Annotated in this window: 18 protein-coding genes; 12 read left to right on the plus strand and 6 right to left on the minus strand. The window is 51.8% G+C overall.

Going from position 1 to position 23,079, the window contains the following annotated elements:
* The 11 genes from nuoE (at position 1) to elaB (ending at position 12,651) form a co-directional block, all read left to right on the plus strand.
* Positions 1–546 (plus strand): NADH-quinone oxidoreductase subunit NuoE, encoded by a 546-nt coding sequence (gene nuoE / locus CLR69_RS01640; RefSeq protein ID WP_129705557.1) that lies wholly within the window; start codon positions 1–3, stop codon positions 544–546.
* Positions 543–1,892 (plus strand): NADH-quinone oxidoreductase subunit NuoF, encoded by a 1,350-nt coding sequence (gene nuoF, locus CLR69_RS01645; RefSeq protein WP_039298412.1) that lies wholly within the window; start codon positions 543–545, stop codon positions 1,890–1,892. Before nuoE ends, nuoF begins: the two co-directional genes overlap by 4 nt.
* Before the next feature lie 187 nt (positions 1,893–2,079).
* Complete coding sequence (nuoG, locus tag CLR69_RS01650) at positions 2,080–4,806, plus strand: NADH-quinone oxidoreductase subunit NuoG (RefSeq protein ID WP_129711822.1); 2,727 nt, start codon at positions 2,080–2,082, stop codon at positions 4,804–4,806.
* A complete protein-coding gene (gene nuoH, locus CLR69_RS01655) occupies positions 4,803–5,777 on the plus strand; it encodes an NADH-quinone oxidoreductase subunit NuoH (protein ID WP_048259481.1) in 975 nt (324 codons plus the stop codon). The genes nuoG and nuoH overlap by 4 nt, the downstream gene beginning before the upstream one ends.
* A gap of 17 nt (positions 5,778–5,794) precedes the next feature.
* Positions 5,795–6,337 (plus strand): NADH-quinone oxidoreductase subunit NuoI, encoded by a 543-nt coding sequence (gene nuoI, locus CLR69_RS01660; protein ID WP_010278884.1) that lies wholly within the window; start codon positions 5,795–5,797, stop codon positions 6,335–6,337.
* Positions 6,338–6,346: 9 nt separating this feature from the next.
* Positions 6,347–6,907, plus strand: a complete 561-nt coding sequence (gene nuoJ, locus CLR69_RS01665) for an NADH-quinone oxidoreductase subunit J (protein WP_010278881.1) — start codon at positions 6,347–6,349, stop codon at positions 6,905–6,907.
* Positions 6,904–7,206, plus strand: a complete 303-nt coding sequence (gene nuoK / locus CLR69_RS01670) for an NADH-quinone oxidoreductase subunit NuoK (protein ID WP_005969835.1) — start codon at positions 6,904–6,906, stop codon at positions 7,204–7,206. Before nuoJ ends, nuoK begins: the two co-directional genes overlap by 4 nt.
* Positions 7,203–9,050 (plus strand): NADH-quinone oxidoreductase subunit L, encoded by a 1,848-nt coding sequence (gene nuoL, locus CLR69_RS01675; RefSeq protein ID WP_129705561.1) that lies wholly within the window; start codon positions 7,203–7,205, stop codon positions 9,048–9,050. Before nuoK ends, nuoL begins: the two co-directional genes overlap by 4 nt.
* Before the next feature lie 100 nt (positions 9,051–9,150).
* Positions 9,151–10,686 (plus strand): NADH-quinone oxidoreductase subunit M, encoded by a 1,536-nt coding sequence (nuoM, locus tag CLR69_RS01680; RefSeq protein WP_129705563.1) that lies wholly within the window; start codon positions 9,151–9,153, stop codon positions 10,684–10,686.
* A gap of 6 nt (positions 10,687–10,692) precedes the next feature.
* Positions 10,693–12,150, plus strand: a complete 1,458-nt coding sequence (gene nuoN / locus CLR69_RS01685; RefSeq protein WP_129711821.1) for an NADH-quinone oxidoreductase subunit NuoN — start codon at positions 10,693–10,695, stop codon at positions 12,148–12,150.
* 189 nt (positions 12,151–12,339) lie between these two features.
* Positions 12,340–12,651 (plus strand): stress response protein ElaB, encoded by a 312-nt coding sequence (elaB, locus tag CLR69_RS01690; RefSeq protein ID WP_129711820.1) that lies wholly within the window; start codon positions 12,340–12,342, stop codon positions 12,649–12,651.
* Positions 12,652–12,821: 170 nt separating this feature from the next.
* On the opposite strand, the gene treC is transcribed toward elaB, so the two are convergent.
* From treC to CLR69_RS01710, 4 genes are all read right to left on the minus strand, one after another.
* On the minus strand, positions 12,822–14,513 hold the full coding sequence (gene treC, locus CLR69_RS01695) for an alpha,alpha-phosphotrehalase (RefSeq protein WP_129711819.1): 1,692 nt from the start codon (positions 14,511–14,513) through the stop codon (positions 12,822–12,824).
* Positions 14,514–14,578: 65 nt separating this feature from the next.
* Positions 14,579–15,997 (minus strand): PTS trehalose transporter subunit IIBC, encoded by a 1,419-nt coding sequence (gene treB, locus CLR69_RS01700; RefSeq protein WP_129711818.1) that lies wholly within the window; start codon positions 15,995–15,997, stop codon positions 14,579–14,581.
* 574 nt (positions 15,998–16,571) lie between these two features.
* Positions 16,572–17,129 (minus strand): GNAT family N-acetyltransferase, encoded by a 558-nt coding sequence (locus tag CLR69_RS01705; RefSeq protein WP_129711817.1) that lies wholly within the window; start codon positions 17,127–17,129, stop codon positions 16,572–16,574.
* A gap of 12 nt (positions 17,130–17,141) precedes the next feature.
* Positions 17,142–18,038, minus strand: coding sequence for a PhzF family phenazine biosynthesis protein (locus CLR69_RS01710; protein ID WP_129711816.1), 897 nt, complete (start codon positions 18,036–18,038; stop codon positions 17,142–17,144).
* 117 nt (positions 18,039–18,155) lie between these two features.
* On the opposite strand from CLR69_RS01710, the gene CLR69_RS01715 reads away from it, so the two are divergent.
* The gene (locus tag CLR69_RS01715; protein WP_129705583.1) at positions 18,156–19,748 is read left to right on the plus strand and encodes an ABC-F family ATPase; all 1,593 of its coding nucleotides are present in this window, start codon (positions 18,156–18,158) and stop codon (positions 19,746–19,748) included.
* Between the two features lie 52 nt (positions 19,749–19,800).
* Here CLR69_RS01715 and CLR69_RS01720 read toward each other — a convergent pair whose 3' ends face one another.
* Together CLR69_RS01720 and CLR69_RS01725 are read right to left on the minus strand one after the other, a co-directional pair.
* Complete coding sequence (locus CLR69_RS01720) at positions 19,801–20,625, minus strand: heme/hemin ABC transporter substrate-binding protein (RefSeq protein WP_129711815.1); 825 nt, start codon at positions 20,623–20,625, stop codon at positions 19,801–19,803.
* Positions 20,626–20,636: 11 nt separating this feature from the next.
* On the minus strand, positions 20,637–22,835 hold the full coding sequence (locus CLR69_RS01725) for a TonB-dependent receptor plug domain-containing protein (RefSeq protein WP_129711814.1): 2,199 nt from the start codon (positions 22,833–22,835) through the stop codon (positions 20,637–20,639).
* Positions 22,836–23,079: the final 244 nt, after the last annotated feature.

Raw genomic sequence — 23,079 nt, forward strand, 5'->3', positions numbered from 1 at the left:
ATGCATGATCACAACAATCACGATCATATTGACGCTCAGGGACAACCTGCTGCCGATTCGCTGACAAAAGAAAACACTTTTGTATTGAGTGACGCTGAACGTGACGCCATTGAGCACGAAAAACATCACTACGAAGATGCGCGTGCTGCGTCAATTGAAGCACTGAAAATTGTGCAGAAAGAACGCGGCTGGGTGCCGGATGGTGCTATCAACGCGATTGCCGATCTGCTGGGGATCCCCGCCAGTGACGTGGAAGGTGTGGCAACGTTCTATAGTCAGATTTATCGCCAACCTGTCGGGCGTCACATTATTCGTTATTGCGACAGCGTCGTGTGCCACATCAATGGCTATCAGGGCGTGCAGGCTGCACTTGAGCGTAAGCTCAGCATCAAACCGGGGCAGACAACGTTCGATGGACGTTTCACGCTGTTGCCGACCTGCTGTCTGGGTAACTGTGACAAGGGGCCGTCAATGATGATTGACGACGATACCCACAGCCATGTGACGCCGGAAGGTATTGAATCGTTATTGGAGCAGTATCAATGAGTAAAGACATTGTTCTGACTGCTGAGCAGCATCCTCTGACCTGGCGTTTACGCGCAGATAAACAGCCAGTATGGCTGGATGAGTATCGCAGCAAAAATGGTTATGTCGCCGCGCAAAAAGCGTTAACGGGCATGGCGCAGGATGAAGTGGTCTCACTGGTTAAAGACGCTGGTCTGAAAGGGCGTGGCGGTGCGGGCTTTTCAACAGGCTTGAAGTGGAGCCTGATGCCGAAAGACGAAAGCATGAACATCCGCTACCTGCTGTGTAACGCGGATGAGATGGAGCCTGGTACTTATAAAGACCGCCTGTTGATGGAGCAAGAGCCTCATCTGCTGGTTGAAGGCATGCTAATCAGCGCTTTTGCGCTGAAAGCCTACCGCGGTTACATCTTCCTGCGTGGTGAGTACATCGAAGCTGCTGTTCACTTGCGTCGCGCAATTGAAGAAGCAAAAGCCGCTGGTTTGCTGGGCAAGAATATTCTGGGCAGCGGATTTGATTTCGAGCTGTTCGTGCATACGGGCGCTGGGCGTTACATCTGTGGTGAAGAAACTGCACTGATTAACTCGCTGGAAGGCCGTCGTGCCAACCCTCGTTCCAAGCCGCCTTTCCCGGCGTCTGCTGGTGTTTGGGGCAAGCCAACTTGCGTTAATAACGTCGAAACGCTGTGTAACGTACCGGCAATTATCGAACACGGAGCGGCTTGGTATCAGGGACTGTCTGCGGGTAAAAGTAAAGATGCAGGCACGAAACTGATGGGCTTCTCTGGTCGCGTCAAGAATCCGGGCCTGTGGGAATTGCCCTTCGGCACCACGGCACGTGAGATTCTGGAAGACTACGCGGGTGGCATGCGTGATGGTCTGAAACTGAAAGCCTGGCAGCCGGGCGGAGCAGGTACGGATTTCCTGACGGAAAGCCATCTCGATCTGCCGATGGATTTTGAGCACATTGCGAAAGCAGGTAGCCGTATGGGTACCGCACTGGCGATGGCCGTCGATCACGAAATCAATATGGTCTCGTTGACGCGCAATCTTGAAGAGTTCTTCGCCCGTGAATCCTGTGGCTGGTGTACGCCGTGTCGTGATGGCCTGCCGTGGAGCGTGAAGATTCTGCGTGCGCTGGAGAATGGCGAAGGCCAGCCTGGCGATATAGAAACGCTGGAGCAGCTCTGTCGTTTCCTCGGGCCAGGTAACACCTTCTGTGCGCATGCTCCGGGTGCGGTCGAACCGTTGCAAAGTGCCATCAAGTATTTCCGGGAAGAATTCGAAGCGGGTATCTCTAAACAGTATTTAGGCAACCTCAAAACGATTGGCGGTATCCAGCCTAACCTGTTGAAAGAGCGCTGGTAAGCCAGTGTTTAACACGTGCGAGATGCAGTGAATGTATCCGCAGGGTGGCGCAAATAAGCCACCCTCATAAACCCAATATATTTCAAGGCGCAGGTAGCCAACGCATTTGCGGTTTGAAAGATGAGGGTATACAGAATTTTTGATTAGCGCCTGTGGCAACACGGGCCATTATGGAAGCATGCTGACTATGGCTACTATTCATGTAGACGGCAAAGAGTATGAAGTAAACGGAGCGGACAACCTTCTGGAAGCTTGCCTGACTCTGGGACTTGATATTCCTTACTTTTGCTGGCACCCCGCGCTCGGGAGCGTCGGATCCTGCCGCCTCTGTGCGGTAAAACAGTATCAAAACGCGGAAGACACCCGCGGTCGTCTGGTGATGTCTTGTATGACACCAGCAACCGAAGGAACGTTCATTGCGATTGAAGATGAAGAAGCGAAACTATTCCGTAAGACGATAGTTGAGTTTCTGATGACTAACCACCCGCATGATTGTCCGGTGTGTGAGGAAGGCGGTAACTGTCATTTGCAGGATATGACAGTCATGACGGGACAAAACTTCCGTCGCTATCGCTTTACCAAGCGTACTCACCGCAATCAGGATCTTGGGCCGTTTATTTCTCATGAGATGAACCGCTGTATCGCGTGCTATCGCTGCGTGCGTTACTACAAAGACTATGCGGATGGCAAAGATCTTGGCGTTTACGGCGCGCATGACAACGTTTACTTCGGTCGCCCGGAAGATGGCACGCTGGAAAGCGAGTTCTCCGGTAACTTGGTTGAAGTCTGCCCTACTGGTGTATTCACCGATAAAACGCACTCCGAACGCTATAACCGTAAATGGGATATGCAGTTTGCACCGAGCGTCTGCCAACAGTGCAGCATCGGCTGTAATACTAGTCCCGGTGAACGCTATGGTGAACTGCGCCGCATCGAAAACCGTTTCAACGGCAGCGTAAACCACTATTTTCTGTGTGATCGCGGCCGTTTTGGTTACGGCTATGTCAATCAGAAAGACCGTCCGAACCAACCGCTCCAGCGTCGTGGTGGTGATTGGATCGCGCTGAATGCCGATCAAGCACTGCAAGGCGCGGCGGATGTGCTGCGTCAGGCGAAGAAAACCATCGGCATAGGTTCGCCGCGTGCCAGCATCGAAAGTAACTTTGCGTTGCGTGAGCTGGTGGGAGCGGAGAACTTCTACACGGGTATCGCGCAGGAAGAACAGAATCGTCTGCAATTGATCCTGAAAGTGTTACGCGAAAGCGGCGTAAGAACGCCAGCCCTGCGTGAGATCGAAGGCTATGATGCCGTTCTGATTCTGGGTGAAGACTTAACGCAGACCGGTGCGCGCATCGCGCTGGCCGTTCGTCAGGCCGTTAAAGGCAAAGCCCGCGAAATGGCGGCAGCACAGAAAGTGGCTGACTGGCAGATTGCGGCGATCATGAACATTGGTCAGCATGCCAAGCACCCGCTGTTTGTCACCAACGTCGACAACACCCGTCTGGACGACATTGCAGCATGGAATTACCGTGCGCCGGTTGCCGATCAGGCGCGTCTTGGTTTTGCGATTGCACACGGATTAGATAGCAGCGCCCCGGCAGTCACCGACCTGGCCGCAGGTCTGGATCAGAAAGTCGATATCATCGTGCAGGCGCTTGCTGGTGCGAAAAAGCCACTCATCATCTCCGGTACAAACGCCGGTAGCGAGGACGTTATCTCTGCTGCGGCAAACGTTGCCAAAGCGCTGAAGAGTCGCGGGTCTGACGTCGGCATTACCTTTGTTGCTCCCGCTGCAAACAGCATCGGGTTGTCAATTATGGGTGGTGGTTCTCTGGATGACGCGCTGGTGCAGTTGGAAAACGGTGACGCTGACAGCGTGGTGGTTCTGGAGAACGATCTCTACCGTCATGCACCCGTTGCTCGCGTTGATGCGGCGTTGGAAAAAGCAGAGAACCTGATTGTGGTTGACCATCAGCGTACTCGCATCATGGACAAGGCCAGCATCATTCTGTCTGCCGCCAGCTTTGCTGAAAGCGACGGTACGCTGGTGAATCAGGAAGGTCGCGCGCAGCGTTTCTTCCAGGTCTATGACCCAACGTACTACAACGATAAAGTTGTGATGCTGGAAAGCTGGCGCTGGCTGCACTCGCTGTATACCACCTATAACAGCCGTCAGGTTGACTGGACGCAACTGGATAACGTGATTGACGCGTGTGTCGCTGCATTGCCGCAATTGGCTGCGATTAAAGATGCCGCGCCGGATGCCTCGTTCCGTATTCGTGGTCAGAAACTGTCGCGTTCACCGATCCGCTCAAGTGGTCGTACTGCGATGCGCGCCAATATCAGCGTGCATGAACCGCGTCAGCCAGTCGATAAAGACACGATGTTTGCCTTCTCAATGGAAGGGAACAACAGTCCGACAGCCAACCGTCAGCAGATTCCGTTTGCCTGGGCACCGGGCTGGAACTCACCGCAGGCCTGGAACAAATTCCAGGACGAAGTGGGCGGACATTTACGTCATGGCGATCCGGGTGTTCGTATGATCGAAGCCGGAGAAGGTTCGCTGGCGTACTTCGACAACATCCCTGCGGCTTTCGTCCCACAAGCGGGTCAGTGGCGCGTTGCGCCGTATTATCACCTGTTTGGCAGTGATGAAATGTCACAGCGTTCTGACGTGATTCAGCAGCGTATGCCAGAGCCTTACGTGATGGTGAACCCGGCTGATGCGGCGACGCTGGGCGTAAACGCTGGTACGTTGCTGGAGTTGACCTGTGCAGGGCAAACGCTACGTCTGCCACTGCGCTTAAGTGCGGCATTAAGTCAGGGACAGGTTGGTTTACCGCTAGGCTTGCCGGGTATTGCACCGGTGCTGGCGGGTGCAACCGTTGAAAATCTGCGGGAGGCCGCACAATGAGTTGGTTAACGCCGGAATTAATCGAAATTCTGATCACCGTCGGAAAAGCGATCGTGATTCTGCTGGTTGTGGTGACCTGTGGCGCATTCATGAGTATGGGTGAACGTCGATTGCTCGGCCTCTTCCAGGGACGCTATGGACCGAACCGGGTAGGTTGGGGCGGTTCATTACAGCTTGTCGCTGACATGATCAAAATGTTCTTCAAAGAAGACTGGGTGCCGAACTTTACCGATAAGGTGATCTTCACATTGGCACCGATGATCGCTTTCACGTCAATGCTGATTGCCTTCGCGATTGTGCCGATTACGCCAACCTGGGGTGTCGCCGATCTTAACATCGGTATCCTGTTCTTCCTGATGATGGCGGGTTTGGCTGTTTATGCGGTGCTATTTGCTGGTTGGGCGAGTAACAACAAATACTCGCTGCTCGGCGCGGTACGTGCTTCCGCTCAGACCGTGAGCTACGAAGTCTTCATCGGCCTGTCGCTGATGGGGGTTGTCGCGCAGGCGGGATCGTTCAACATGCGTGACATCGTCGATTCTCAGGAACATTTGTGGAACGTTATTCCACAGTTCTTCGGCTTTATCACGTTTGCCATCGCAGGCGTGGCGGTGTGTCACCGTCACCCGTTTGACCAGCCTGAAGCTGAACAGGAACTGGCCGATGGTTACCACATTGAATATTCCGGTATGAAGTTCGGTCTGTTCTTCGTGGGCGAATATATCGGGATCGTTACCGTTTCTGCGCTGATGGTGACCTTATTCTTCGGTGGCTGGCATGGTCCGTTCTTGCCACCGTTTGTTTGGTTTGCGCTGAAAACAGGCTTTTTCATGATGATGTTCATCCTGATTCGTGCTTCGTTACCCCGTCCACGTTATGACCAGGTGATGGCTTTCGGTTGGAAAGTCTGTCTGCCGATAACGCTTTTGAATCTGCTGGCGACAGCTGCCGTCATTTTGTACAACGCTTAAGAAGGGGTGAATAAACCATGACATTGAAAGAGTTAGTGGTTGGTTTCGGCACCCAGATACGCAGTATCTGTATGGTGGGATCGAATGCTTTCAAGAAGCGCGAAACCAGGATGTACCCAGAAGAGCCTGTGAATCCGCCGCCGCGTTACCGTGGTCGTATCGTGCTGACGCGCGATCCCGATGGTGAAGAGCGTTGTGTTGCCTGCAATCTGTGTGCGGTGGCCTGCCCGGTCGGCTGTATTTCATTACAGAAAGCGGAAACCAAAGATGGTCGCTGGTATCCCGAGTTCTTCCGCGTCAACTTCTCGCGCTGCATTTTCTGTGGCTTCTGCGAAGAAGCGTGTCCGACAACGGCTATCCAACTGACGCCGGATTTCGAGATGGGCGATTATAAACGTCAGGATCTGGTGTACGAGAAAGAAGATCTGCTGATATCGGGGCCGGGTAAATATCCGGAATACAATTTCTACCGGATGGCTGGTATGGCAATCGATGGGAAAGACAAAGGCGAAGCTGAAAACGAAGCCAAACCTATTGATGTCAAAGGCCTGTTGCCCTAAGGAGCTAGCATGGAATTCGCTTTTTATACCACAGGTTTGATTGCGATATTGGCGACACTGCGCGTCATTACGCATACCAACCCTGTGCATGCACTGTTGTATATGGTCACCTCGCTTATGGCGATTGCAGGCGTATTTTTCTCGCTGGGCGCTAATTTTGCTGGCGCGCTGAGCATCATCGTGTATGCCGGTGCCATCATGGTGCTGTTTGTGTTCGTCGTCATGATGCTCAACCTCGGTAATTCCGTCGAAGAACAAGAGCGGAATTGGCTGAAACCCAGCGTCTGGATTGGTCCAAGCATTCTTTCACTGGCGTTACTGGTGATTGTAGTCAACGCCATCCTTAGCCTTAAAGAGCAGGGAATCACTGGCACGCCTGTTGAGGCGAAAGCGGTGGGTATCAGCCTGTTTGGGCCTTATGTTCTGGCAGTTGAATTGGCGTCAATGCTGCTGCTGGCGGGATTGGTTGTCGCTTTCCACATTGGTCGTGAAGATAAACGTGGTGACGTTGTCAGTAAAGAAGGCGCGAACCAGGACGTTGAGAAGAAAATAACGGGGGAACGCGCATGATTCCGTTACAACATGGGCTGATTTTAGCCGCCATTCTGTTTGTTCTTGGGCTGACTGGTCTGTTGATTCGTCGTAACTTGCTGTTTATGTTGATCAGTCTGGAAATTATGATCAACGCTGCCGCACTGGCCTTTGTCGTCGCAGGCAGCTACTGGCAGCAGCCGGATGGTCAGGTGATGTACATTCTGGCGATTACGCTGGCAGCGGCTGAGGCCAGTATTGGTCTGGCATTGTTGTTGCAGATGTATCGTCGTCGTCAGACCCTGAATATTGATACAGTCAGTGAGATGCGCGGATGAACTTACTCTATTTAACAATACTCTTCCCGCTGCTCGGCTTTCTGTTGCTGGCATTTTCTCGTGGTCGCTGGTCGGAGAATACGTCCGCGACCGTCGGTGTTGGCTCGATTGGTCTGGCAGCGTTGGTTACCGCTTGGGTTGTGGTCGATTTTATGGGCCAACAGCACGGTGGCGTGACCTTCTTTAATCAGCATTTGTGGACGTGGATGGCTGTTGGCAATTTCGACATCAGCGTAACGCTGACGCTCGATGGTCTTGCTGTAACGATGTTGTCCGTGGTGACGGGCGTCGGCTTCTTCATCCACCTCTTTGCTTCGTGGTATATGCGTGGGGAAGAGGGATATTCTCGCTTCTTTGCCTATACCAACTTGTTTATTGCCAGCATGGTTGTTCTGGTTCTGGCTGATAACCTGTTACTGATGTATCTCGGTTGGGAAGGGGTAGGGCTGTGTAGTTATCTGCTGATCGGTTTCTACTACACCAATCCGAAGAACGGCGCGGCAGCGATGAAGGCCTTCATCGTTACACGCGTAGGTGACGTCTTTCTGGCCTTTGCTCTCTTCATCCTTTACAAAGAGTTGGGTACGCTCAATTTCCGCGAGCTGATGGTATTGGCACCGCAGAAGCTTGCTGAAGGTTCACCGGAAATTACGTGGGCTACGCTGATGTTGCTGGGTGGTGCGGTCGGTAAATCAGCACAGTTGCCGCTGCAAACCTGGCTGGCAGATGCGATGGCTGGCCCAACACCAGTATCTGCACTGATCCACGCCGCCACGATGGTTACCGCAGGTGTTTACCTGATTGCGCGTACCAACGGCCTGTTCCTGATGGCGCCGGATGTTCTGCATCTGGTGGGGATTGTGGGGGCAGTGACGCTGGTGCTGGCAGGCTTTGCTGCACTGGTTCAAACCGACATCAAACGCGTGCTGGCCTATTCTACGATGAGCCAGATTGGTTACATGTTCCTGGCGCTGGGCGTTCAGGCATGGGATGCCGCGATTTTCCACCTGATGACGCACGCATTCTTTAAAGCACTGCTGTTCCTCTCTTCTGGTTCGGTGATTTTGGCCTGCCACCACGAGCAGAACATCTTCAAGATGGGCGGACTGCGTAAAACGATTCCACTGGTTTATGTCTGCTTCCTGGTCGGGGGCGCGGCGCTGGCTGCACTGCCGCTGGTTACCGCAGGCTTCTTCAGTAAAGACGAGATTTTGGCTGGCGCATGGGCAAATGGTCACATCAACCTGATGGTGGCAGGATTGGCCGGTGCCTTCATGACCTCGCTGTATACGTTCCGTATGATTTTCATCGTGTTCCACGGTGAAGAGAAAACCAAGGCGCATGCAGGAAAAGGTATTTCTCACCACTTACCGCTGGTTGTGCTGATGATTCTGTCCACCTTTATTGGTGCGATGATTGTTCCGCCGTTGCACGGTGTATTACCGGCGACGACTGAACTTGAACATGGCCAGTTGATGACGCTGGAAATTACTTCTGGCGTAGTGGCGATTGCCGGTATTCTGCTTGCCGCAGTGCTGTGGCTGGGTAAACGTCAGGCAGTGAATAGCATCGCGAAGAGTGCCCCTGGCCGTTTCTTCTCGACCTGGTGGTTCCACGCGTGGGGCTTCGACTGGCTGTACGATCACGTCTTTGTTAAACCGTATCTGGCTATCGCGAAGCTGTTGCAGCGTGATCCGTTAAATGCATTGATGACCCTTCCCGCCACCGTTACCCGCTGGGGTAATCGTGGGCTGGCGCTCAGTGCGAATGGTCAGTTGCGCTGGTACGTTGCTTCTATGGGCTTTGGTGCCGTACTGGTACTGGGCTTGTTACTGCTGGTGTAAGGCAGAATCCGGTAACGTATAAAAGGTAGGGCATTCCGCAGACAGGGATGCCCGCCACGGCAAGTTTTCAGATTTCTTTAATTTAGGGACACAAAACGCCATGCTACTACCTTGGCTAATTCTTCTCCCCTTTATCGGCGGTCTGCTGTGCTGGCAGTTAGAGCGTTTTGGTACGAAAGTACCGCGCTGGATAGCGTTGATTGCAATGGGGCTGACTCTCGCTCTGTCTCTGCAACTGTGGTTGCAAGGCGGTTACTCACTGACGGCGCCGACAGGCGTACCACAATGGCAATCCGAATTTTATGTGCCGTGGATCCCGCGCTTCGGTATCGGCATCCATCTTGCGCTGGATGGCCTGTCGCTGCTGATGGTGGTGCTGACAGGGTTGTTGGGCGTGTTGGCAATCCTCTGTTCTTGGAATGAAATTCAGCGCTATCAGGGCTTCTTCCACCTGAACCTGCTGTGGATTCTGGGCGGCGTTATCGGCGTGTTCCTTGCCATCGACATGTTCCTGTTCTTCTTCTTCTGGGAAATGATGCTGGTACCGATGTACTTCCTGATTGCGCTGTGGGGGCACAAAGGCTCTGACGGTAAAACCAGAATTACGGCGGCAACCAAGTTCTTCATTTATACCCAGGCAAGCGGCCTGATCATGTTGATCGCGATTCTGGCGCTGGTCTTTGTGCATCACAATGCCACCGGCGTTTGGACGTTCAACTATGAAGATCTGCTGAAAACGCCGATGTCATATGGTGTTGAATATCTTCTGATGCTGGGCTTCTTCATCGCGTTTGCTGTAAAAATGCCGGTCGTGCCGTTGCACGGTTGGTTACCGGATGCGCACAGTCAGGCTCCAACTGCGGGTTCCGTTGACCTGGCGGGTATCCTGCTGAAAACGGCGGCTTATGGTCTGCTGCGTTTCAGCCTGCCGTTGTTCCCGAATGCCTCCCATGCCTTTGCACCGATCGCCATGTGGCTGGGTGTGATTGGTATCTTCTACGGCGCATGGCTGGCGTTCAAACAGACGGATATCAAACGCCTGATTGCTTACACCTCGGTGTCGCACATGGGCTTTGTGATGATTGCCATTTACTCCGGTAATCAACTGGCTTATCAGGGCGCAGTGATTCAGATGATTGCGCACGGTCTGTCTGCTGCGGGTCTGTTTATTCTGTGTGGTCAACTGTACGAACGTCTGCATACCCGTGACATGCGTGAAATGGGTGGTCTGTGGGCGCGTCTGAAATACCTGCCAGCGCTGTCTCTGTTTTTTGCTGTGGCGACATTGGGTATGCCGGGTACGGGCAACTTTGTCGGCGAATTCATGATTCTGTTCGGCAGCTATCAGGTTGTACCGGTGATTACGGTGATCTCAACCTTCGGTCTGGTATTTGCATCGGTCTACTCACTGATCATGATTCAGCGTGCTTATTACGGTACGCCTAAATCTGATGAACCATTGAAGAGTATGTCGATCCGCGAATTGTCTATCGTGATGCTGTTGGTGGTATTACTGGTGTTGTTAGGGGTTTACCCGCAACCGATTCTGGATACCTCCAGTGCCGCGATGTCAAATATCCAGCAGTGGTTTATGTCGTCTGCTCCAGATTCAATTATTTCAACAACAAGGCCGTAATTCGCCATGACAATAACTCTTCAACAACTAATTGCGCTATCGCCGCTGTTGATCGTCGGATTGACGGTAGTGGTTGTGATGCTGTGCATTGCGTGGCGACGCAACCATTTTGTCAACGCAACCATGACGGTTATCGGCCTGAATATTGCGTTGCTGTCACTGTACTTTGTCGGCCAGGCTGGCCCAACGGACGTGACGCCGCTGCTGCGTGTTGATGGCTTCTCGATGTTCTATACCGGGCTGGTACTGCTTGCCAGTCTGGCAACCAGTACGTTTGCCTATCCGTGGCTGCAAGGCTACCCGGACAACCGTGATGAGTTCTATCTGCTGGTTCTCATTGCTGCGTTAGGTGGGATCCTGCTGTCGAGCGCCAACCATCTGGCTTCGCTGTTCATCGGGATTGAACTGCTTTCCCTCCCGTTGTTTGGTCTGGTCGGCTATGCCTTCCGTCTGAAGCGTTCGCTGGAAGCCAGTATTAAATACATGCTGCTGTCGGCAGCGGCGTCTTCCTTCCTGCTGTTTGGTATGGCGCTGATTTATGCTGAGTCAGGTGATATGAGCTTTGCCAGCCTCGGTAAGAGCCTGAGCGATCACCAAATCCATGAGCCTCTGTTGCTGGCAGGTCTGGGGATGATGATTGTCGGTCTGGGCTTTAAACTGTCTCTGGTTCCGTTCCAACTGTGGACGCCTGATGTGTATCAGGGCGCACCTGCACCCGTGTCTACGTTTCTGGCGACGGCCGGTAAGATTGCTGTTTTTGGTGCGGTAATGCGTTTGTTCCTGTACGCGCCGGTGGCTGACAGCGAATCCGTCAGAATCGTGCTAGGTGTTATCGCGTTCGCGTCGATCCTGTTTGGTAACGTGATGGCGGTATCGCAGACCAATATCAAACGTCTTCTCGGTTACTCCTCGATCGCGCATCTGGGCTACTTGCTGGTTGCCCTGATCGCGGTTCAGAGTCATCAACTGGCGTTGGAAACGGTTGGCGTGTATCTGGTGGGTTACCTGTTCAGCAGCCTGGGTGCGTTTGGTGTGGTTAGCCTGATGTCCAGCCCGTATCGCGGTGCAGATACCGATTCACTGTTCTCTTACCGTGGTTTGTTCTGGCATAAGCCGATCCTCTCTGCGGTGATGACGGTAATGATGCTGTCGCTGGCGGGTATTCCGATGACGCTGGGCTTCTTCGGTAAATTCTACGTGCTGGCTGTCGGTGTTAATGCTGAACTGTGGTGGCTGACTGGTGCGGTCGTTCTGGGTAGCGCCATTGGCTTGTACTACTATCTGCGTGTGATGGTCAGCTTGTTCCTGAATGCGCCGCAGGTATTGCAGCGTGATACGCCAAGCAACTGGGCATTAACCGCTGGTGGTGTGGTTGTACTGATCTCCTCTATCGCAGTGCTGTTCTTTGGTTTGTACCCGCAACCGCTTATCTCTCTGGTGCAATTGGCGCAGCCAATGATGTAACCACTAGCGAGAGTTAGATTGAGTCATTAAACGCCGTTGATGAGAGTCAGCGGCGTTTTTTTATACCAGTAAAATATGTTTTAGGAATGATCTGGTCTATTGAAACCGTAGAAGTCGCGCAAAATTGTCTATAGTTAAGAAGGCAACAATTTATAACTAATGACTTTTCATAATAGAAGGAAGCACTTTATGGCGGCGACAAAAAAACAGCCTGAAGAAATTCGTGTTGATGATGATTTAAAACTTCTGTCTGAAACGCTGGAGGAGGTGCTGCGCTATACGGGCGATCAGGCAGACCAAGCCTATGTTGATTTGAAGAAAGGTGCGGAAAAAGCGCTGCTGGAAGTTAAAGCTCGCATTGGTGTGACTGACAGCTATTATGCGCGTGCAAAGCAGGTGGCTGATAAAGCTGATGTGTATGTGCATGATAAACCTTGGCACGGTATCGGTATCGGTGCCACTGTCGGTCTGGTGCTGGGACTCCTGTTAGCTAAGCGCTAGTTTCCGCCGTACCGAGTCAACGTTGCTCGATGGCACATTGCTCTGTAATCCTTTGTTCTATAGTTATCTTTTGGTAACGACTAGCAAGGTCAGGACGAGTTCTGAATAATTCATGTAAGACGTTTGATAATCGATGTAGCGGGGTTGCCCGCTACATTTCCTCATATTCTCTATTCCTGAATCTTATCCTCTTTCTCTTGCATCCCCTGTATCCAATATATGGCTTCAAATGGGCGAAGCTCCAACATTGCCGGTTGCGGCTGTGCATCTGAGTAATTGCTAAATAAGAGCCGCCAGCGGTGGTCGTGGGTATCGATTGGAGGGTGCCAGCGCTGAGGTTGCTTGCCAAGATTTGCCAAAACCAGAAGCCGTTGTCCCTCCCAGACACGCTGGTAACACCAGACAGTGGGGTGGTCTGGTAGCAAATCCTGATAGTCGCCGTGCGTGAGTAGCGGCAAGGCTTTACGCATAGCAATAAGCTGCTGATAGGTATAAAAGACGGACTCTTTGTTTGCCTGCGCCTGTCCCGCGTTGATGTGGGGAAAGTTCTTGCATGGGATTATCCACGGTGTGCCAGTGGTAAACCCAGCATGCTCGCTGTCATCCCATTGCATTGGCGTTCGGCCATTATCGCGTGATTTGCTGGCGAGGATCGCTAAGATATGGTCATCTGTCTGACCTCGATCGCGCTGTTCGGCAAATTGATTCAGGCTTTCAATATCACGGTATTGTTCAATCTGCGTATAGCCAGGATTAGTCATACCGAGTTCTTCGCCCTGATAAATATAGGGCGTTCCCTGCATACCGTGAAGTACCATCGCCAGCATTTTGGCGGATTGCACACGGAATTCGCCTTCATCGCCAAAACGCGACACGATGCGTGGCTGGTCGTGATTACACCAGAACAGCGCATTCCAGGCGTGATTGTGCATGCCCTGTTGCCAGTGATTAAAAATCTGCTTGAGTTGGATAAAATCAGGTTCCGCTAGCGTCCATTTTTCCCCATTGGGATAATCGACTTTCAGATGATGAAAATTGAAGGTCATGGAGAGTTCACCGCCGTCCAGTGCGGCGTAGCGACGGCAGTGTTCCAGTGAAGTCGATGACATCTCACCGACTGTCATTAAGCTGCGGCGCTGAAAAACATCCTGACTGAATTCCTGTAAGTAATCGTGAATAAGTGGCCCATCGGTATAGAAACGGCGCCCATCGCCCTGTGTATCTGATGGGAAATCCTGCTGCTTGGAGACTAGGTTAATCACATCCAGCCTCAGTCCGTCTACGCCTTTATCCGCCCAAAATTCACAGACCTGCTTTAATTCATCGCGTACGCGCGGGTGTTCCCAATTCAGATCGGCCTGTTCGGTGGCGAAAAGGTGCAGATAGTATTGTTTGCTTTCCGCGTGCCACTTCCAGGCTGAGCCACCAAATTTTGAACGCCAGTTATTGGGGGGCGCACCGTCATTACCATCACGCCAGATATAGAAATGACGATAAGGGCTGCGGCGATCCTGAGCGTTTTGGAACCAGTGATGCTGTGTAGAGGTATGGTTGAACACCATATCCATGACGATACGAATACGGCGTCGATGCGCTTCGGCGATCAGTTTTTCCATATCGACCATCGTGCCGTAGGTTGGGTCGATGGCACAGTAGTCGGCCACGTCATAGCCGTTGTCAACCTGAGGAGAAAGGTAAACCGGCGTCAGCCAGATAGCGTCGACGCCCAACTGTTGCAGGTAATCGAGTCGAGCGGTGACGCCAGCGATGTCGCCAATGCCATTTCCGGTACTGTCCTGAAAGCTCTTCGGATAGATTTGATAAATCACGCCGTTTTGCCACCAGGGGAGTGAAGTACTCATGAAAAATCCTCCTGCAACGATATAGCCGAGTCCCAAAAGACACGGCTGAATAGAGGTTAGGACGGTTATGCGGGGTCCAGCGTGCCATTGCGACTTTTGCGCTTATAGACCAGCACGGTCAGCACAATCGGAATGACGGCGGCAACCAACATCGCGAGAGCAAAGATTCCCCAAAACTGTGGTTTGATGGAGAGGATGCCCGGCAATCCGCCTACGCCGATGCCATTTGCCGTTACGCCATACAGGCCGCAAATGAGCGCCGCGGCGGCGGAGCCGAACATGGCGCACAGCATCGGAAAGCGGTATTTCAGATTGATACCGTACATGGCTGGCTCGGTCACGCCCAGAAAGGCGGAAATTGCTGCGGGAACAGAGATTTCTCGTTCGTTGGCTTTCCTACTGACGATAATCACTCCGACGACGGCAGCCGCTTGCGCAATATTGGACAGCGCGATGAGTGGCCAGACTGGTGTACCGCCCATACTTTGAATCATCTGCATATCAATCGCTAACGTTGTTTGGTGCACGCCCGTGATGACCAGCGGCGCATACAGAAACCCAAACAGCGCAGCGCCAACTGGTGCGAAGCTACCTGTCATGACCGCCTTAACGGCCCAGGCGACGCCATCGCCAATCATTCGACCAAACGGGCCAATCAACGTGTGTGCCAGGAAAACGGCCAGAATGAGTGATGTTACGGGGACGACCACCAAATAGAGGTAATCCGGCACGATTTTTTTCAGCCGTATTTCGATCAACGCCAGCGCCATCCCAGCTAATACAGAAGGGATGACCTGCGCCTGATAGCCTATCTTCTCTATGGTGAACCAGCCAAAATCCCACACTTCAGGCGTTTGTTGGCCAATGAGATAGGCGTTCATTAACTGTGGTGATACAAGCGTGATGCCCAGCACGATGCCGAGGATGGGCGTGCCGCCCATTTTGCGTACGGTTGACCAGCAGACGGCAACTGGGAGATAGAAGAAGATGGCTTCGCCCAGTAGCCAGAGGAAATCATAGACGGTTTGCCAAATTGGGTAGATCTGTACCAGCGTTTGCCCATCGCGCATCGGGATGTCACCGATAACGTTACGCGCCCCGAGGATCAAGCCCCCGCTGATGAGCGCGGGAAGCAGGGGAAAGAAGATCTCGGCGAAATGTGAAATGCTGCGTTCAAACCAGCTCATGTTCTGGCGGGCGGCGACTTTGGCTTCTTCCTTATTAATCTCTCCTTTTCCCGTGGTGGCGAGCAGCGCTTTGTAATACTCATCTACGTCGGTGCCAATCACGACCTGGAATTGTCCTGCGTTCGTGAAGCAACCTTTCACCATCCGCATTTCTTCAATATTTTTGGGATGAGCCTTAGAAGCATCATGTAAGACGAAGCGAAGGCGGGTGATGCAGTGCGTGACGGCCGCGATGTTTTCACGTCCACCGACTAGTTCGATCAGACGGTCAATATCCTGTTGTTTCACTTTACTCATAGTCATGTCCTTATATCTTTTAGCGCAGACGTCGGGGACGCGAAGTAAGTACAACTACAGAAAAGCATAGTCTGTTAATGATGTTTTTGCCGTGAGAGAAAAATGCATTGGGCTGTTTTTAAAAGAGAATGTTCAGACATGCGGCGTGCTGCACAAATCTGTGTTGTACGAGTAGACAAAAAGAAAGGAGGATGAAGGTAATAGTGGGACGAGAGAAAAACAAAAGCCGCCTATAGAAGGCGGCTTTAGAGATTGTTTATATCACAATCAGAACGGGCTGATGATTGACCCAATACGTTCACAGTAACTGACATAAACATCTCCCATTCTTTTAAAGAATTTGCTGATTTTACGAAACATAGTCATTATCAGACTCCTCTAACGGGTTAATTAAGTGTGATGTTCATCACGTTTTTAATGGTAGCGGAGATGAAATTGGATTTCAACATTTTTGTGATGTTAATCACAAAAATATAACGAGTTGGCAAATTACGCTCACCGTAGAGAGAAATGAACCTGATGCGCGCCCGATAGCGCCGCGAATCAGGTGGGAGGAATGCAATACGAGGTCGTGTCAGGCGGAATAGTGATAAATATTGTGATCGAACCACTGCTCGCCAATCTGCTCTGCATCTTTCTCTGTGTGATGAAAACGGAAGCCGAGACGTTGGGCCACGGCGTTGCTACGCGTGTTGGCGGTTGACGCTTTGATGACGCAGCGCTCAACGAGGTTCGCATCGGTATAGGCCGCTATTAGCGTGCCGACCGCCTGAGAAATGATGCCTTTACCTTCAAATGCTTCGGCGATCCAGTAGCCGATGACGCCTTCCTTATCCTGAATCGTGTTGAAGGACACGATGCCTGCCAGCGCGTCGTCCCAGCGGATGACGTATACGGCGGCTGTTTTGGCGAAGAACGTCTTTCTGTTATCGCGAATGGTTTCACGCGTGTCATCGACGCTCTTGACGGAATCCGGCCAGGGCAATGTTCGTCGCAGGCGTGGTTTTTCCTGCTGAATCAGAGTAAAAAGCGCATCGGCGTCACTCTCTTCCTGTATTGTTAGGCACAGATGGGGCTGTTGGCGTAGCTCATACAGCTTGTCTAATAACGTATCTACAATCGGCGTTTCCATAAAACCCTCTCTTTACCCTTGCAATGTACCATCAACGATTGTGACGCTGTGCCCGCCGATCCAAGGTTCATCATTCAGGTAAGTCACAGTAATACGGCCATCGCAGTGAAGCATGGTGCCTTGTCGCACAAGATAACTGAGTGGTGCGGCGACATTATTCGTGGAATGCTGCTGACGAAGCAGTGCTGCCAGACAGGCATTGGCGCTGCCCGTAACCGGATCTTCTTTAAGATGGCCACGTTCAATATAGAACGCGCGAACTTCATAATCAGCCGGTGTCGCGTTATCGTGTGGGCCGTAGATGGCGATACCGTTGGTCTGGCTGAGGTTTTCCACTGCTGCGAGCGCCTCTGCATCCGGTAGGGTATTCAGACAGGTATCGGCACTGTCTACACGAACCACAAGCCAGCGAATACCCATGTGTACGGCGGTAGGTGGATAGCGCTTATCGATGCGGGTAGTTCCATGGTTGGTCATGCCCAGCGCTTTTTCCAGCAGCGGCATATGCTCATCGCCAAACGGAACGATGGTGGCCTGCGGGGCGTGAAAAGCGAGGCTACCATCATTATCGATGTTGATTGGAACTAAACCAACGCCACATTGTTGTATCAACTGCCCTGGAGATTTAGGGCGCAATCCTTCTTCCAGCAGCGCATGTGCGGTGCCTAGTGTGGGGTGTCCGGCAAAGGGCATCTCCGATTCTGGCGTAAAAATACGGACATGATAATCCGCCAAGGGATCGGTAGCGGGCAGGACAAACGTGGTTTCTGACAGGTTTGTCCAACGCGCGATATCCTGCATTTGCGCATCGGTTAACCCATTCGCCTCCATAACCACGGCAAGCGGATTGCCCTTGAAAGGCTGCTGGGTGAAAACATCGACCTGTTTGAAACGACGTACTATAGGCATCGCATTTCTCTCCTGTATGCGCTATCGCTTAAATATTACTCAAAACTAACCGCGATCCTAGCGCGCGCTTGTGTCATAATGCGCGCCAAATCACATTCCGACTCGAGTATAAGTGCTGTGTTAAGTACCAACAATATCACCATGCAGTTCGGCAGCAAGCCGTTGTTTGAAAACATTTCCGTTAAATTTGGCGGCGGCAACCGTTACGGTTTGATTGGCGCGAATGGCTGCGGTAAATCCACCTTTATGAAGATTCTCGGCGGCGATCTAGTGCCGAGCGGTGGTAATGTCTTCCTCGATCCTAATGAACGTCTGGGTAAACTGCGTCAGGATCAGTTCGCGTTTGAAAAATATAGCGTCCTGGATACCGTTATCATGGGCCACGGTGAGCTGTGGGCGGTAAAAGAAGAGCGCGACCGTATCTACTCATTGGCTGAAATGAGCGAAGCCGACGGCTATAAAGTTGCCGATCTGGAAGTGGCATACGGTGAGATGGATGGCTACAGCGCAGAATCACGTGCGGGCGAACTGCTACTCGGCGTGGGGATCCCTGTTGAGCAGCACTATGGCTTGATGAGCGAGATTGCCCCTGGCTGGAAACTGCGTGTTCTGTTGGCGCAGGCGCTGTTTGCCGATCCTGATATTCTGCTGCTTGACGAACCAACCAACAACCTGGATATCGATACTATCCGCTGGTTAGAGCAGGTGCTGAATGAACGTAACAGCACCATGATCATTATCTCGCATGACCGTCACTTCCTGAACATGGTCTGTACGCACATGGCGGATCTGGATTATGGTGAACTGCGTATTTATCCCGGTAACTACGATGAATACATGACGGCAGCGACGCAGGCTCGTGAGCGTTTACTGGCCGATAACGCCAAGAAGAAAGCGCAAATTTCCGAACTGCAATCGTTTGTTAGCCGCTTTAGCGCCAACGCCTCTAAATCCAAGCAGGCAACCTCGCGTGCGCGCCAGATCGATAAAATTCAACTTGATGAAGTGAAAGCATCCAGCCGTCAAAACCCGTTTATCCGTTTTGATCAGGATAAGAAACTGTTCCGTAATGCGTTGGAAGTTGAAGCATTGAGCAAAGGTTTTGATAACGGTCCGTTGTTTAGCAAGCTGGGTCTGATGGTCGAAGTCGGTGAGAAAGTCGCTATTCTGGGGACCAACGGTATTGGTAAATCGACGCTGTTGAAAACGCTGGTTGGTGATTTCGAAGCCGATAGCGGCACCGTGAAGTGGTCAGAAAATGCCAAAATTGGCTACTACGCGCAGGATCACGAATACGAATTCGATGAGACGCTGACGGTGTTTGACTGGATGAGCCAGTGGAAACAGGAAAAAGACGACGAGCAAGCGGTACGTAGCGTACTGGGTCGTTTGCTGTTCAGCCAGGATGATATCAAGAAGAAAGTGAAGGTGTTATCCGGTGGTGAAAAAGGCCGCATGCTGTTCGGTAAGCTGATGATGCAGCGTCCGAATATTCTGGTAATGGATGAACCGACCAACCACCTTGATATGGAATCCATTGAATCGCTGAACATGGCGTTGGAAATGTATGAAGGGACGCTGTTGTTCGTTTCTCATGACCGTGAATTTGTTAGCTCGCTGGCAACCCGTATTCTGGAAATGACGCCAAATAAAGTGAACGATTTCACCGGTAACTATGAAGATTACCTGCGTAGTCAGGGTATTCAGTAATCGCGTTGATACGGCCTCATTATCGAGGCCGTATCATTTAGGGAATGTAAGTTTAGTCAGGATAAAAACCGCGATTTAATGCTTCAACCGCCTCGGCAACGCGCGGCCCCATGCCCAGTAAAATCGCCTGATCGAGCGCGATAATACGTTGGTTTTTCCAGGCTGAGGTTTGCACCAGCCCCGGAATTGCCGCCAGAGCCTCCACGCCGTTTACGACATTTTGCGTGGTTACTACAATCACGTCAGGATTCACCGCAATCATCGCCTCGCCTCCGTAAGTACGGTACTGACTATGCGTGGCAACATTCCTACCACCCGCCAACGTGATTAGACTATCTACAACGGTATTTTTTCCCGCAACCTGCGCTGCACCGCCGCCGACACTCAGCAGAAACACGACGTTGACGCGATTCTTCTGCGTCGTCAGCCGCTCTGTTATGGCACCCAACTGTTGAGAGAGATGACTAGCCAACTGCTCGGCAGCATCAGAGCGATGAAGCAGTGCGCCAGCCTGACGAATATTGCTAAGCAACTGCTCTGGTGTGCTGGGCGTGCGGGTAAAACGCGACACCGTTACGCCAGCCTGCGCTAGCTGATTGAGCACCTGCGGCGGATTGGCGTCCTGCCAGGTCATCAACAGCGTTGGGTGCAGTGACAAAATACCTTCGCTCGTCAACTGCTGCCAGTTGCTGACCTTTGGCAGCGTTGCCGTTTGTGGCGGATAGGTGGTGGTTTGATCTACGCCCACCACCATATCGCCAGCACCGAGTGCATAAACAATTTCTACCAGCGAGCCACCGGCAATCACTACGCGCGGGGTGGTCGCGCAGGTGAAGGAAGACAGTACAAAGAGCATTAACGCGATTATCGCCTTCATCAACATGAATCTCAGAAGGAGAACGCCGCGCCAATCGCGGTGCTGAAGCCGGATGCCGGAATGCTTTCATGCGCGGTGGTATAGCGCTTATCCAGCAGGTTATTCAATGCCAATGTGATCTGATACTGATTCTCGCTGCCGAAGGTACTGGTGAACTCCAGATTGGTCGTTGCCCAGCCGCTATGCTGGACGGCGGTGTCTGCTGTTTCATCCTTCGCGCGTGAGGCCGCCCGGAGGTAGAGATCCGATTCCAGCTCCATGCGCTCGAACAGCATGATGTTTTTGACCCCGACGCGGCCGGTAAAGGTGGGTTCACCGGTGCGGTAGGTACTGCGAGTCGGCAATTCCAGCTCACGACGGATGATGTTGCCGTTAACGTAAGGCGACAGCGTCCAGCCAAGGTATTCCGCATACATTTCCATCCCGTACGTGGTTGCACGGTTGGCATTGGCATAATAGCGGCTACTGCTGTCCGTGCTGCCGGAACAGGCTGCGTTACCAGCACAATTAAGCGTGGTGATGTAGTCTTTGGCGCGTGAGTGATAGATCGCGCTGTCCAGCAGCCAGCTATCGTCTTTATAGCGCATGCCGACTTCATAATTATCCGACTTTTCGGCCTTTAGGCTGGCGTTGCCGTAGGTCGTACTTCCACCTGCCGCCGTGTCGTAAAACTTATGCGTCAGCGTAGGGTAGACATAACCTTGCGCAAAGGAGGCACGAAGCTGGATATTGTCGAAGCCGGAATAACGCAGGCTGCTGGCGGTGACTAAGGTACTGTCGTTTTCCTTCTTGGCGGCGGACGTACTGTTGCTTGGTATCACCATACCGTTCATTCTCACGGTGCCGGTCTTCTGCCCGCCGTATGAGAGCGATTCAACCCAGTATTGGCGTGCGCCTAGCGTCCACGTCCAGTCCGGCGTCATTTTCCATTCATCCTGTGCGAACAGCGCCCAGCTGTTTTGCCGCCAGTGGTTATTGGATACCGAGCTGGGATTAACCGACAACGAAGGTGTGCCCAGAGGAGATAATGATCCCGTTACTCGAACATCGGAGAAGGCGTTTTGCTTCACGACATCGGAGAGCCATTGTCCCCCAGCAATCAGCGTATGGTTGGTTAATGGCGTGATATCTGCCTGTAGGGTTAATCCCCGGCTGGTCTGTTTATCATCCGTTCCCGTGCTCATCGCCATTTTGCCCTGATAAAGCGCCATGTTGTTATAGCGTAGCGGATTACCGCTCTGTGACAGGGCGTTACGGAATTCGCGTTTGATGTTTTGCTGATAGGCGTCCAGATGCAGGCTTTTCAGCATATCGTCGCCGATCTGCCAGTCATAAAACAGACCAACCTTCTTCCTTTCCAACTCAGGAATGCGCACGCTGAAGCTGTCGTATTCATCCGAGTCGGTGTAGGTCTGCGTGCTGAGTTTGAAGCTGTCCAGCGACAGTCCAAATTTATGATCGCCAAGGCGATAGCCGAGCCAGGCGGACTGGCCGCTGTTGCGAAAGTGGGTATCCGGCAGTCTGCCATCTGGCGTGCTGCGGTTGCCTTGATCGCTATAGCTGCCGCTGAGACGGTAGTCGAAATTGCCGATGGAACCGTAAGCCAAGCCTGATTCCTGCCAGCCTGCGGTGGCGCTATCATAAACGGCTTTAATTTTGCCGCTTAGCGGTTTGTCTCCGCCTTTACGAGTAATAAAGTTGATAACGCCGCCGATGGCCTGCGAACCATATAATACGGAATGTGGGCCTTTTACTACCTCGATACGTTCAATATAAGAAGGATCGATTAATAATCCGAGGCTGTAATTTGGCCCAGCACGTTGATAAGTGACTTCCTGTCCGTCAATTAACACTAATACGCGTGAGGCTTCTTCACCGCGAATACGTATTTGTTTACGGCCCGCTAATGCGGTATCGGTAATATCGACGCCGGGAATATCGCGCAACGCTTCGGCAATAGAATCACCGGTATATTTATTCAGTTTTTCATTATCGATAACCTGCATGGTGACCGGACTTTCCCATAAATTCTGTTCCGTTCTCCCTGCACTAATAACGGTTATTTCATCGTGATTAGTGGAAGCGTTACTTGCAGACGAATTATCTATGGTGGAATTGTTAATATATGAATCGCTGGTGGCCGCATTAATCGCGCCGCTATAAATAGCAGGCAGCATAAAGAGAGCCCAGCATGTGGTCTTTTTATTCATGGCTTTTTCTCTGAAAAGTTAATGATTCTTATTAACATTATCATTTGAGCGATAGCGGCGATAACTAAATCTGGAAGAATATTAAAAAATGTGACTGTAATCTCATTTATTATTAAATAAGGACTTGCAATATTTTTATGGTTTTTAAGTTAACGAACTTTAATGTAGTAATTTCCGTTTTCATTTATTTAACATTTTAACGTGATGTAGTGGGGTAATGCTATGAAAATAATGGGGAATAATA

It is taken from the genome of Pectobacterium zantedeschiae, assembly GCF_004137795.1.
Lineage (GTDB): Bacteria > Pseudomonadota > Gammaproteobacteria > Enterobacterales > Enterobacteriaceae > Pectobacterium > Pectobacterium zantedeschiae.